Origin of the sequence: Croceibacterium ferulae, assembly GCF_003660445.1 — a bacterium.
Lineage (GTDB): Bacteria > Pseudomonadota > Alphaproteobacteria > Sphingomonadales > Sphingomonadaceae > Croceibacterium > Croceibacterium ferulae.
The window spans coordinates 52,113-65,006 of the sequence record NZ_QZVQ01000001.1 but is presented as its reverse complement, the minus strand read 5'-3'; the positions used below and the strand labels follow the sequence as shown (position 1 = coordinate 65,006).

Annotated in this window: 5 protein-coding genes; 4 read left to right on the top strand and 1 reads right to left on the bottom strand. The window is 67.9% G+C overall.

Going from position 1 to position 12,894, the window contains the following annotated elements:
• Positions 1-12: 12 nt before the first annotated feature.
• Genes kdpC through D5S08_RS00255 form a run of 3 tightly spaced genes read left to right on the top strand, consistent with a single transcriptional unit; the run spans position 13 to position 3,916 of the window.
• The gene (kdpC, locus tag D5S08_RS00265; RefSeq protein ID WP_121114375.1) at positions 13-597 is read left to right on the top strand and encodes a potassium-transporting ATPase subunit KdpC; all 585 of its coding nucleotides are present in this window, start codon (positions 13-15) and stop codon (positions 595-597) included.
• Positions 594-3,245 carry a sensor histidine kinase gene (locus tag D5S08_RS00260; protein WP_121114373.1) on the top strand — a complete coding sequence of 884 codons (2,652 nt, stop codon included), beginning with the start codon at positions 594-596 and terminating at the stop codon, positions 3,243-3,245. Before kdpC ends, D5S08_RS00260 begins: the two co-directional genes overlap by 4 nt.
• The gene (locus D5S08_RS00255; protein ID WP_121114371.1) at positions 3,242-3,916 is read left to right on the top strand and encodes a response regulator; all 675 of its coding nucleotides are present in this window, start codon (positions 3,242-3,244) and stop codon (positions 3,914-3,916) included. Before D5S08_RS00260 ends, D5S08_RS00255 begins: the two co-directional genes overlap by 4 nt.
• A 6-nt stretch (positions 3,917-3,922) precedes the next feature.
• Here the strand turns inward: D5S08_RS00255 and D5S08_RS00250 are convergent, their stop codons facing one another.
• Positions 3,923-4,312, bottom strand: a complete 390-nt coding sequence (locus D5S08_RS00250) for a VOC family protein (protein ID WP_121114369.1) — start codon at positions 4,310-4,312, stop codon at positions 3,923-3,925.
• Positions 4,313-4,655: 343 nt separating this feature from the next.
• On the opposite strand from D5S08_RS00250, the gene D5S08_RS00245 reads away from it, so the two are divergent.
• Positions 4,656-12,458: an autotransporter outer membrane beta-barrel domain-containing protein gene (locus D5S08_RS00245; protein ID WP_121114367.1), complete on the top strand. Its 7,803-nt coding sequence runs from the start codon at positions 4,656-4,658 to the stop codon at positions 12,456-12,458.
• The last annotated feature ends 436 nt before the right edge of the window (positions 12,459-12,894 follow it).

The window sequence follows — 12,894 nt, the reverse complement described above, 5'->3', positions numbered from 1 at the left end:
GGGCACCCCGACATGCTGCATGAACTACGCCTAGCGATCCGCCCCGCTGTCAGCCTGCTTCTGCTGCTGACGCTGGTGACCGGAATTGGCTATCCCCTGCTGATGACCGGCGTGGCCCAGCTGGTCTTCCCCGGGCAGGCCAATGGCAGCCTGATCCGGCAGGATGGCCGGGTGATCGGCTCCAGCCTGATCGGGCAGAGCTTCACCAGCCCCGGATATTTCCACGGCCGCCCGTCGGCCGCTGGTGACGGCTACGACGCCGCCTCTTCTGCCGCCTCCAATCTCGCACCCGGCTCCGCCGACCTAGCCGCCCGCATTGCGGAAGCCAGGGCCAGCGAAGGACTGACCAGCATGGCTCCACCTGCGGACCTGGTCACGACTAGCGCCTCGGGGCTCGACCCCCATGTCAGCCCCGAGGCGGCCTTTGTGCAGGCGCCGCGCATTGCCGCTGCCCGTGGCGTGGCGCAGGCGGAGGTGGAGGCGCTGATCCGCGCCGCGATCGAGGAACCGCTGCTGGGATTCCTGGGCGAAAGGCGGGTCAATGCGCTCGCGCTCAATCGACAACTGGATCGGATTGCGGCAGCACCGCCCACATGACGTCGGCCACCCCGCGCCCCAGCCCAGAAGCGCTGCTGAAGGCCGCGCGACAGGCGGGGCGTGGGCGGCTGAAGATCATCCTTGGCGCCGCGCCCGGGGTCGGCAAGACCTACGAGATGCTGCTGGAAGGGGCGGAGGCGGCACGCGCCGGGCGGGACGTGGTGGTCGGCGTGGTGGAAACGCATGGCCGGGCGGACACCGCCGCGCTGGTCACCGGGCTGGAGGTGCTGCCGCGCCGGACCATTGCTCACGGCGCGCACAGCCTGGCGGAGTTCGACCTCGATGCCATGCTCGCCCGCCGGCCGCAGGTGGCGTTGGTGGACGAATATGCCCACAGTAATGCGCCGGGCAGCCGTCACCCCAAGCGCTGGCAGGATGTGGAGGAGCTGCGCGACGCCGGGATCGATGTCATCACCACGCTCAACATCCAGCATCTGGAAAGCCTGAACGACGTCGTCGCCGGCTTCACCCGCGTCCGCGTGCGCGAGACAGTGCCCGATGCGCTGCTTGACGATGCCGAGATCGAAGTCGTCGACCTGCCGCCGGACGAGCTGATCGTCCGGCTCCAGGATGGCAAGGTCTACCTCCCGGAGGAAGCGACCCGCGCGCTCACGCACTTCTTCTCGAAGTCCAACCTGTCCGCCCTGCGCGAACTGGCACTGCGCCGTGCGGCCATGGCGGTGGACCGGCAGATGCTGGACCATGTGCGGCTGGCGGGGGAGCCGGGGCTTTGGGCGGCGGGCGAGCGCGTGGTGGTGGCTGTGGGCGACCAGCCGGGGGCCGACGCGCTGGTGCGCAGCGCCAAGCGGCTGGCCGACGCGTTGCACGCGCCGTGGACCGCGCTGACGATCGAGACGTCGCGCAGCGCCCGCCTGCCGGACGCGACGCGCGCGCGCATCGCCGATGCGCTGAAGCTCGCGGGCACGCTGGGCGCCACGCTGACCACCGTCTCCGCCGCCAGCGTGGTGGAGGGCGTCTGCGCCCATCTGGCGGAATCGCGCGCGACGGCGGTGGTGATCGGCAAGACCCGCCGCAGCTGGTGGTTCGAGCTGCGGCACCGTTCGGTGGTGGATCAGTTGGTGCGGATGAACGATGCCGTGGCCGTGCATGTGGTCCCGCTGCCCGCGGCGGCCACGCAGGACCGCACCGGCCTGCCATTGCCAACGATCGGCAGCACGGGGGCCGCGCTGCTGATGATCGCGCTGACCACAATGGCCGGCCTGCTGCTGCAACCGTGGCTGGGGCCGAACGCGATCGACCTGCTCTACCTGGTCCCGGTGGTCGCCGCCGCCACCCTGCTGGGCCTGCGGGCATCGCTGGTCGCCAGTGTCAGCGGGGCGCTGGCGTACAACTTCTTCTTCCTGCCGCCGATCCGCACGCTCAGCATCGCGGAGCCGCAGAACGTGCTGACCTTTGTCATCCTGGCCGGCGTCGGCATCACCGCCGCGCAGCTGGCCGGGCGATTGCGCCAGCAGGCGAATGTCGGCGCGCGCAGTGCGACGGAGAACGCCGCGCTCGCCGCCTTTGGCCAGCGGCTGGCCAGCGTGGCGGACGAAGGCGGCACGGCGGCGGTCACCTGCAGCGAGATCGCCAATCTGCTGGATCTGAGCACCGTGCTGCTGCTGCGCCGCGAGGGGCGCTTGCATGTCGCCGGCTCCGCTCCCGGGCAAGCGGTGCTCGGCCCGCTCGACATAACGGCGGCCGAATGGGCGTGGGACCGGGGCGAGCCCGCCGGGCGCGACACCGCCACGCTGACCGCCAGCGATTGGCAGTTCCACCCGCTCGCCACCTCGCTGGGCGTGCTGGCGGTGCTGGGGATCAGCCATGACGGACGCGGCGACCCGCTGCCCGCCAGCCGCCGCGTGCTGTTCGCCACCCTGCTGGGGCAGGCGGCGCTGGCGCATGAACGGTTGCAGCTGGAAGGAAAGGCGCGCGAGATGGCGGCGCTGAAGCAGCGGGACGACCTGCGCGCCACGCTGATCTCCTCTCTCGGCCACGACCTCAAGACCCCGCTGACCAGCGTGCTGGCCGCCGCCGACGCACTGGCGCATGATGTGCCCGGCAACCCTGCGGCCGCCACGCTGAAGGCGGAAGGCCGCCGCCTGGCCCGCCTGTTCGACGATCTGGTGGAGATGACCCGGATAGAAGCCGGCGCGCTGGCGATCCGGCCCGAACCGATCGACCTGACCGATGCGGTGGCCGCCGCGGTGCACGATCTCGGCCCGGCGCTGGCCACCCATCCCATCCGGCTGGACGTGCCCGTCACCCTGCCGCTGGTGATGGCCGACCCCGGCATGCTGCATCACATGCTGATCAACCTCATCGACAATGCCGCCAAATACTCGCCCGCCGGCGCGCCGATCACGGTCGCCGCGCGGCGGGATCCGCAGCGGCTGGTCCTGTCAGTTCTGGATGCCGGGTCTGGCCTGCCGCCAGGATCGCCGGCCGAACTGTTCCGCCGCTTCGCTCGCGGGCAGGGCAGCGACGGCACCGGCGGCACGGGGCTGGGGCTGGCCATAGTGCAGGGTTTCGCCGATGCGATGGGCCTGGTCGTGCGCGCCGCCCCGCGTAGCGATGGCACAGGCTCGTGCTTCGCCGTCGAATGGCCCGAAGCCCTGATCCGCCGCCTGCAGGACCACGCAGTATGACCCCGTCCGTTCTGATCGTGGATGACGAACCTGCCATTCGTCGGCTGGTACGGGCCGCGTTGGAGCGGGCGGGCCACCCTTGCGCTGAGGCGGGCACCGCGGCGGAGGCGCTGGTCATGGCGGCCCGGCCCGGCTGCGAGCTGGTGCTGCTCGACCTGGGTCTGCCCGACCGCGACGGGCTGGAGTTGATCGGGCTGATCAAGGCGCTGGACCGCTCCGTGCTGGTGCTGACCGCCCGCGATGCCACGGCGGAAAAGGTCGCCGCACTGGACCTGGGGGCGGACGACTACGTCACCAAGCCGTTCGATACGGACGAGCTGCTCGCCCGCATCCGTGTGGCGCTGCGCCATCGCACCGGCAGCGATCCCGCCGGGCGGCTGCAGGCCGGGCCGGTGGTGCTGGACAGGGCGGCGCACCGGGTGATGCTACGCGGGGCACCGGTGCACCTGACACCGAAGGAGTTTACGCTTTTGGCTGAATTGCTGCGCCACGCGGGCAGGGTGCTGACGCACCGTCACCTGCTGGCGGCGGTCTGGGGCGAAGCGCATAGTGCCGACATCGAATATCTGCGCGTCGCCATGCGCGCTCTCCGCAGCAAGCTGGAGGATGATCCCGCCCGGCCCGCACTGCTGATCAACGAGCCTGGAATCGGCTACCGCATAGTGGGATGATGGCAGTTACGTCTCGGCAGCCGGCTGCTCCCACAACTCCACCGGGTTGCCCTCCGGATCGTGTACGCGGGCAAAGCGGCCCACTCCATCCATGGTCTCCTCCCGCTCTACCGCGATCCCGGCGGTGCGCAGGCTTGCCAACAACCCGTCAAGGTCGCTGACGCGCAGATTGATCATGGCGCTGCGATCGGCGGTGAAATAGTCGCTGTCGGCCTTGAATGGCTGGAACACCACGGGACCGCCCTCGGCTTGCCAGACCCATTCGCTGCCGGGGTCGGAGATTGCCTGTCCGCGCACCAGCCCGGCACCGACGCCAAGATGCCGCCGATACCAGACCTCAAGTGCCGCGGGATCACGGGCGCGGAAGAAGTAGCCGCCAAAGCCCAGCACCGGCATATCATGCCTCTCCCAACCACATAGTCGCCGAATGATGCACCCGCGCGCGATGTCGGGCAAGCGCTACCGGCCGTCTCGAGCCGGAAGTGCATGAGGTTCAGGGACTACGTATGCTTTCGGTTTAACGCTAATGCGCCATTTACCATTGGGAAAGCAGCGCTCGCTAGCCGGATTGGGTCGGCTACGGTGCTCATTACCTCGCAAAGCGGTGAAGCTTCGGCAGCCGGGATCTGTTCTCGGGGGTTATTCAATGAAGCTTTATTCGCGCCTGCTCATCGGGGCGTCCACGCTAGCGACGTCTTTGGTCCCGCTTGGGGCTCATGCGCAGGATAGCACGCCCACGGTGGTGGATGGCAACGGCTCCAAGGGAGAGATCGTCCATTCAGGCGCATCGCGGAGCGTCGGCAACTCCGACCGGACCACCACCTTCACCAACTACTACACCGAAGGCGGGGCGGGCAGCGGCGGCGGTGCGGGCCTGGGCGGCGTGTTCTTCGTGGACCAGGGCGCCAGCCTGACGCTGCGCAACGTGGAGCTGATCGGTAACACCGTGAAGGGCGGCGAAGGCGGCAGCCTCGCGACGGTTTCGCTTTCCGACATCACCATCAACCTGCCATCGCTGGAGCTCGACGCCAGCGCGATCACCGCAATCGGCGTGGCGCCGACCGTGACCCGGAACGACCAGAACCAGCTGGTCATCACCGGTGCCACCATGTCGAACGCCAATCCGCTGATCGGCGCCGGAGCAAGCGTGAGCTTTGGCGGCGCCGCGGCAGGCGGCAAGATTTCCGCCATTGATGGAACCAGCGTCACCTTCGCCGAGCAGATCGTTATCGAAGCCTCGGCCATCAACGCTGCGACGATCGACACGGCAGCATATGGCCCGGCAGGAGGACCGGCCACCGGCGATACCTTGATCAGCCTTTCCGGCACCCTTGATGCGCAGAAGGTGCAGAACGGCATGACGCTGTTCGGCAATGGCATCGCAGCCGGAACGACAATCACGAAGGTGACCTATGACGCGGACAACAAGGCCACCGCGATCGAACTGAGCAACGGCACGACTGCGCCGGTCAGCGACCTGCAGGTCGTTGGCATCAACCAGTTCGATGCAACGCGCTTCTCGGTAGCAGACAGCAACAGCATCAAGCCGATCGGCACGCTGGCCGGGCTGACTGAAGGCATGACAGTAAGCGGCGATGGCTTCCCTGTGGGCACCACGATCACGAATATCGCCAGCGACGGGACCATCACCTTCTCCAATGCGGTGAAGCCCGGATCCGGCTTCGTTGCCAGCTTGCAGGGCGCGGTCGTCGGTTCGCAGACGATCACCCTGGGGGCGGCCCGCAATGACCTGGCCAAGGGGATGGAGGTGAGCGGATCGGGCATTCCGGCGGGTACCCGGATCGTCGCGATCGAAGGCGCCAGAATTACCCTCAGCAACGCGGTCACGGCCGCCGCCGCGGCGGCGATCGCGGACAACACCTTTGTCGCCTCGTTCAGCAAGGTGATCTCCGGCGCGGGCAACACCCTGACGGTGGCAAGCACAGAAGGGCTGAAGGTGGGCGCGCTGCTGTCGGGCGGCGGGGTGCCTGCATTCGCGGTGATCACCGGCATCGACGCGGAGGCCGGCACCGTCACCTACCGGATCGATCCGGGCGCGGCGGAACTCGCCAATGGCGGCGCCATGAACGGTCTGGTCACCAGTGCCTTCGGCGCCAATGGCGATAACGGCCTGAATGGCAGCAACTTCAACCCGTTGATGAACGATGGCGAGGGGGAATCGGGCACCAACGGCTACGAGGGCGGCAATTCGCTGACCGGTGCCGGCGGGGCCGGCGGCAACGGTGGCAGCGGATCGTCGGGCGTGGGGACCAATACGGCCCTTGCCCTGTCGATCGTGATGGCCACCAAGTCGGCCATCGCCTCCACGGCGGAGGCGGCTGCCGCTTCGTCGCCGTTCACATTCCCGATCGCCGTGGCGAAGGGTGTCGCGATCGCGCTGGACTGGGCTGATGTCGCCTACAATGGGATCCTGCTGGGCAAGTGGATCTACGATCTCAACCAGGGCCAGAAGGCATTCGGCGGTGATGGCGGCTCCGGCGGCGATGGCGGCAATGGCGGCACCTTCTTCGGCGGCGGCGCCGGCGGCGCGGGCGGCAATGGTGGTGACGGCGCGAAGTCCAAGACCGATGGTGGCGAGGGCGGCGCCGGTGGTACGGGCGGCGCGGGCGGCTTCGGCGCGGGCGGCGGCGCGGGCGGCACGGGCGGCGCGGGCGGCGCTACCGGCGCGGCCAAGGACGGCGACGCCGGTGCGGGGGGCTCCGCCGGCTTTGGCGCCGGTGTCGGTTCGGATGGCGACGGCGCGAATGGCGGCGGCGGTTCCGGGTTCGGTGGCGCGATCTTCGTGCGCAGCGGCGGCACGCTGGTGATCGCGGGCAATTCGCTGTTCCAGAACAACGCCTCGCTGGCGGGCTCCTCCAACAATGGCGGTTCTGCCGGCAAGGCGATCGGCAGCGACCTGTTCATGATGAAGGGCAGCAATGTCACGCTGACGCCGGGGGCGGGCAACACGATCCGCTTCGAAGGTACCATCGCGGATGACAGCTCCGCCAGCTATGCCGGCGCGGCCTACGCGGCGGGCGCGGGCGCCGGCCTGCAGATCACCGGCGGCGGACTGGTGCAGCTGCTGGGCCAGAACACCTATAGCGGCACCACCTATGTCGGCGGCGCCACGCTGCAGGCGGTCGATGGCGTCGGCCTGAACGTCAACAGCCACCTGACCTTCAACGGCGCGGGTACGATCGGCAACCTGTCGGCGGAGAATGCCGGCGTGTGGCTGGCCGGCGGCACTGTTGTCCGGCGTGTCGGCGGCTTGCCGCACCAGCTGAGCTGGGACGGCAGCGGCGGTTTCGCGGCGGTCGATGCCAAGGGGCTGGTGCTGAACTTCGGATCGCTGAACGGCGCGCCGGGGCAGAACCTGACCTGGGGCCAGAATGGCTTCGTGAAGGACGGCTCGACGCTGATCTTCGGGTCGGAATATGCGCAGGGCGCTGTCACCCTGGCGAATGCCGTCAACCTGAACGGCGGAACGGGCCGCATCGCCGTGTTCGACAACCAGGCGGTGATGGGGGACCACGCCCTGCTGGCGGGTGCATTCAGCAATGGTGGGCTGATCGTCGGTGACACGCTGTATGGCGGCGCGGCCTATTTTACCGCGCAGAACAGCCTCAATTCGCTCACCATCAACAATGGCCTGATCAGCACCCGCTTCGGCGGGAGCACCGGGCGCCTGATGCAGGCTAGTGGTGGATCGCTGTACATGAACGGCGGCCGGCTGGAGCTCCATGGCGCGGAAAGCCTGTCTTATGCCCATCTGGCCGGCAAGGCCGAACTCGCCGCCTTTGCCTCTGTAAACGGCAGCTACCTCGACAATCGCGCAAATGCAGCCTTCCATGCCGATGCCAGCTTCACGGAAGTCTATACCGGCAGCGAAGGGACAACCGCCTTCTACGGTCAGCTCGACAATCGCTGGATGAACAACCAGGGCGGAACGCTGCTCGCAAAGGGAATGACGGGCGGCTACCTGCATAACGGGCACGACGCCGCTTTGATCAGCACCGGCGACATCACCAACGATATATACACATACAATGAAGGTCTGCTGGCGATGGCCGGCAATCTGACCACGCCTTACCTGTACCAGTACGGCCGCCTGGCAATCGTTGGGGACATGGTTGAGGGGGTGGAAACCGCCACGACGCGCACCCTCACGACCTCCGGGATGACGAGCAACCCCAACGCCATGATCAGCCTTGGCGGGCTGAGCGGCGAGGTGGCCAACACCCTGCGGCTCGATCTTGCCGGTGACAGCGAATTCGCCGGTGTGATCGACGGTGCCGGTCAGCTGGTAAAGGCCGGCGTCGGCAAGTTGCTGCTGTCCAACGCCAACACGTTCACCGGTGGGCTGACGATCGAGCAGGGCGGCGTCGAGACCACCCTGTCCGGCACGCTGGCCGACAGCGTGACGATCGACGTGCGGGAGCCCGGCACCTTCATCTGGGGCAGCGAGGATGCGGTCGCCAGCCTGAAGAATGCCGGCATCACCCGGATCCTGGCCTTCGCCAGCCTGGAGGAGGTGGCCAATAGCGGCCTGCTGGACCTGAACGCACCGATGGTGGTCAGTGGCACGCTGACCAACGCGGACATCGGCTCCGTCAACATTGCAGGGAACGCAGGCGCCAAGGTGGGCCAGCTCCGCAATGCGGGCAAGCTGGCCAATGCTGGCGAGCTGCTGGTGCTGGGCGCGGCCGACAATGCCGGCACGTTGTCGCTGGCAGCAGGGTCGGTGAACCGCTTTGGCTCGCTCGCAAACACCGGCACCATCGGCAGCGACGCGTCCATGGTGGTGGTAGATGCGTTCGAGCAGACCGCAGGCAGCACCGTCAGCAGCGCGGACCTGGTGGTGGGCGGCGATTATCGCCAGACCGCCGGCAAGGTGACGCTGGGCACGACCCTGACGGTCGGTGGCACCGTGGCGCTGAACGATGCCTTGTTGAACGCGGGTGGGGACGTGTCGATTGCGGGCGATTTCATCGCCGGTTCCGCCGAACTCGCCACTCCGGCGGACCTGATGGTGGGCGGTGCCTACTCCCAGGTGAGTGGCGTGGCCGATGTCGGCGGCGATGTGACTGTCGGCTCCGGCATTGCAGTCGGCAATGCCATCTTCGATGTCGGTGGCACGATCGCGGCGGGTGGCGGCTATGCCCAGAGCGGCGGCACAACGACCGCAGGTGCGGACTTCGGCGTTGATGGCAACGTACGCGTGCAGGGCGGCCTGCTCACCGTGGCCGGCGATGCGACCGTGACGGGGAACTACCTCCAGACCGGCAGCATGCTGCGCGCAGGCGGCCGGATGCAGGTCGGCGGCGCTTACGCACAGACCGGTGGGGAAGCGGATATCGGCGGCTCTCTGCTGGCGCGGTCCAACCTGACGGTGGACGGCGGAAGACTGGCTGCAAAGGGCTCCATCGTCTCCGGCGGCGACTATGCGCAGTTTGGCGGCACGGCGATGGCAGGTGCGGATTTCAGCACCGACGGCAACCTGCGGCTGAACGATGGCAGTCTGGCGATTGCCGGGGAGGCAACCGTGCTGCGCAGCTATGCGCAGACACTCGGCAAGGTGACTGCGGGTGGCGCCCTGAAGGTCAGCGACAGCTACGCTCAGGTGGGTGGCGAGACCGAAATCGGCGGCGCTCTCGCGGTGCAGTCCGGCATGACGACGGACAATGCCGCGCTGAAGGTCGGTGGTTCGCTGATGGCTGGTGGCGACTACACCCAGACCGGCGGCACGACCACGACAGGCGCGGATTTCGGCACCGGCGGCAATCTGCGACTGGATGACGGCGTGCTGGCGATCGCTGGCGATGCGGTCGCGACCCGCTCCTACTCGCAGACGCTTGGTCGCATGACGGCGGGAGGCGTGCTGGCGGTAGGCGGCGGCTTTGCCCAGGCGGGCGGCACGGCGGACATCCGCGGAGACCTGACGGTCGCTGACGGGATGACGATGAACGATGCCACCCTCGATGCAGGTGGTGCGATGATCGTCGGCGGCAACCTGCAGCAGGTGAATAGCCGGCTCGCCATCGCTGCTGACGCCGTGGTGCGGGGCAATCATGCCCTGACCGGCGGTACCGCAACGGTCGGCGGCATGCTGGATATCGGCGGCACGCTGACGCTGGCCGAAGCCGACTTGAATGTCGCAGGAAACCTGCGGGCTGCCGGCTTCGCTCAAGCGAACGGCAACACCAATGCGGGCGGCAGCCTGCGTGTGAACGGCAGCCTGGCACTGGCGGGTGGCATGGTGCAGTCCGGGTCCGATGTGGTCGTGACTTCCTCCTACCGGCAGGATGCAGGCACGCTGAACGCGGCTGGCAACCTGCAGGTGGGCGGCGCCCTGACGTTGAACGGCGGCACCGTCGCCGTCGCTGGTGACATCGCCAGCGGCACCCTGTCCGGCACCGGCGGCAGCATCGTGCTGGCGCAGGGCGCGGCCATGGCGATCGACCAGACGGCTGACGGCATCTTCGCCGGCAACATCACCGGCAACACCGCCACCGTTATCAAGACCGGCACGGCCACGCTGACGCTGGCAGGTGCGGCGGGCAGCTTTGCCCCGGCGCAGCTGTTCGTGACGGCCGGCGCGGTGGCGGTCGATGGTGCGGGCATCCTCGACTCCGCGTTGAAGGTCGACATCGCCGACAAGGCGGGCCTGACGCTGGTGAACGGCAACCAGACCATCAACAATCTCAGCGGTTTCGGCACGCTGGCGCTGAACGGCAACAACCTGCTGCTGGCCAATGGCGGCAACTTCAACGGCACGGTCACGGGTACCGGCAGCGTTTCGCTGACCAGCGGCGCCTTCGGTCTGTCCAACTCCGTCGATGTCCAGAACGGCAGCTTCATGGTGGAGAAGGGCAGCGAGTTGAGCGTGCGCCAGGGTGGCACGTTGCAGGCGACCAAGGTGCAGGTGACCGGATCGCTGGATGTCGTGGGAACAGTCACGTCCGACACCACCACCGTCGATGGCGGTTCGCTGCATCTCGGCTCGGGTACTTCCGGCGGCATGATGGCCAGCAAGGCGCTGCAGGTGACCAATGGCGGGCGCCTGACCGGCAACGGCCAGGTCGCGGGTCTCACCACGGTCGGTGGCGGCTCCAACGGCCTGCTCTCGCCCGGCAACTCGCCCGGCATCATGAGCTTCGCTGACCTGACGCTGGGCAGCCAGTCCACCGCGTTGATGGAGATCGAGGGTATGAATGGCGCCGGCAATGCGGGCGGCCATGACCTGATCACCGTGTCGGGCAAGCTGACGCTGCAGGACGGGTCCACCCTGGCCCTCGCCAGCAGCAGCGGCTTCGAACCCGCTCTGGGCCAGACGGTACAGATCTTCGACGCCGCACCGGGAGCAGTCACGGGCCAGTTCGGGACGGTGACCAGCGCCTTCGGCAATCGTGTCGCCCTGAGCCTGTCCAATGGCACGGTGATCGGTCTGGGCGATGCGGATGGGAACGGCTTCATCGATGCCGCCACTACCAATGCCAATCAGCGCGCGATGCTGAGCCAGCTGCGTGTCGGATCGAGTGGCGGAGTGGATCAGTATCGCGGCGGCCATCTGGTCGAACAGGTTGCCGGTGCATTGGCGTCGCGGGATGCGGTGGCGCTGGCCGCCACCTTCGATCGCGCCTCGCCGGAAGCCTATGCCGGGATTGCCGATCACCAGCGTCTGTCGATGCTGAACGGCCTGGCCGATCTGGGCGGATACAGCCAACTGGCCGACCGGGCGATCTATGCCACCGGTTCGATCGCCTATGACAAGGCGCGCAGTCGGGACGAGGCGGGCTTCACCCGCTTCCGGTCGCGCGACACCCGCTTCACCGTGGGCTTCGCGGCGGAACTGGCATTGGCCAAGCTGCAGGTGTCCTACACCCAAAGCGATGGCGAGGTGACGTCGCAGTATCTGCAGGGCGAGGCCAAGGGCGACGTCTTTGCCGCCGGGATCTCAGTTCCGCTGGCGCTGGACGGGGCGTTCCGGGTCATGGCGCGGGTCAGCCACGGCAGCTACCATTACGAGGGCGACCGTATCAGCAACGGCGGCTCAGCCTCGTTCAACGGGGTGGATGGCACGGCGACCGTCTATGGCGGCGGGTTCGAGTATGTGACCCACTCGCCCCGCGCCAGCCTGGCCGCCTCGGCCGAGGTGCTGGGGGTGACCAGCCGGGTCGATGGCTTCGCCGAAGGTGGTGCGCTGCCGTTCGACGCGCTGAACGTGGCGCGCCAGCGCGACACGTCGGCGGTACTGCGGGCGCGGATCACGGGCGGTTATCGCCTGGCGCCGAACTGGCAAGCCTTCGTCAAGCTGGCCCTGGACCAGGATCTCAGTGACAAGCTGCTGGGTGTAACCGCCAGCGTGATCTCGGAAGACGCGCCATTCACGGTCGCCAATCCGGGCTTCACCGACACCCGCGCCCATATCGGCGCCGGCACGGCGGTGGACATCACGCCCGGCCTGCGTTGGAGCGTGGAGGGCGATGTCGGCAACGCATCCCGCGTTGGCGCCCGCACCAGCGTGACCCTGCGCTTTTAAGGCACCAGAGACCGGCTCGCTTTCCCAGGGGGGCGAGCCGGTCCTCCGGCAACAAGTAGGACAGTGTGTCGTAGAAGCAGGCGTGCAGGTTCATCGATCGCATCGCCCGACGATCGCCCTTCTGTAAAGAGCGAACCCGTCGCTATGCACCCGAACCAGCCAACCATCAGCAGCATCTGAGCCCTGAAGATCGGCCGCCGCTGGCGTTGATTGACCAGCTGCCGCAGGTGTGCGCGCGGCTTTTCCACAAACGGTCATTGCCGGTCGTGTCGACGAGGCGGTCACGCACTTCACCGGTGACGGCGATGCCGACATTTCGCGCCCCGAACCGCATCTGCGACCAGTTCCAGTCCGGTAGCCCCATCCCAAAGTGTCGGTCGAACTGTTGGCGGCGGAGACCAGCACGCCTGAATCGCCGGATCGGGCCGGAGCAAGA

Bases quoted from the DNA above. Each gene is read 5' to 3' on its own strand.
- D5S08_RS00255 (WP_121114371.1), top strand. From the start codon at position 3,242: ATGACCCCGTCCGTTCTGATCGTGGATGACGAACCTGCCATTCGTCGG.
- D5S08_RS00260 (WP_121114373.1), top strand. From the start codon at position 594: ATGACGTCGGCCACCCCGCGCCCCAGCCCAGAAGCGCTGCTGAAGGCC.
- kdpC (WP_121114375.1), top strand. From the start codon at position 13: ATGCTGCATGAACTACGCCTAGCGATCCGCCCCGCTGTCAGCCTGCTT.
- D5S08_RS00250 (WP_121114369.1), bottom strand. From the start codon at position 4,312: ATGCCGGTGCTGGGCTTTGGCGGCTACTTCTTCCGCGCCCGTGATCCC.